Source organism: Neorhizobium alkalisoli (assembly GCF_002968635.1).
Lineage (GTDB): Bacteria > Pseudomonadota > Alphaproteobacteria > Rhizobiales > Rhizobiaceae > Neorhizobium > Neorhizobium alkalisoli.
This window is the reverse complement of record NZ_PVBN01000047.1, coordinates 1-426: the sequence shown is the minus strand read 5'-3', so window position 1 is coordinate 426 and position 426 is coordinate 1. Positions and strand designations below refer to the sequence as shown.

At 70.0% G+C, this 426-nt stretch carries 1 protein-coding gene; it reads right to left on the bottom strand.

Translation table 11 applies throughout. The features are described 5' to 3' along the window. The coding region (locus tag C5L13_RS28485; RefSeq protein ID WP_245571530.1) for a pyruvate kinase at positions 1 to 426 on the bottom strand (426 nt) is incomplete at both ends.

Sequence of the window (426 nt, the reverse complement as noted above, 5' to 3'; positions counted from 1 at the left end):
GCGGTCTTGATGTCGTCCATGTCCTTCGCGGTCAGCGCCGGTGCGGTGAGGCCGCCGCCCTGGCGGTTGATGCCCTTGTTGTTGGACAGCTCGCCGCCGACGCGCACGGCGGTGTGGATCTCCGCGCCGACGACGCGATTGACCACCAGCTTGATGCGGCCGTCGTCGAGCAGCAGGACGTCGCCCGGCTTCACGTCCCTGGGCAGGTTCTTGTAGTCGAGGCCGACGCGCGTGGTGTCGCCCAGCTCGCAGTGCGCGTCGAGGATGAAGTCCGCATCCTTGTGCAGATGCACCCGGTCGCCGGCGAACCTGCCGACGCGGATCTTGGGACCCTGCAGGTCGGCGAGGATGCCCACAGGCCGGCCCGCACGTGCCGAGGCCTCGCGGATCGCGGTGGCACGCGCGATGTGGTCGTCGGCCTTGCCG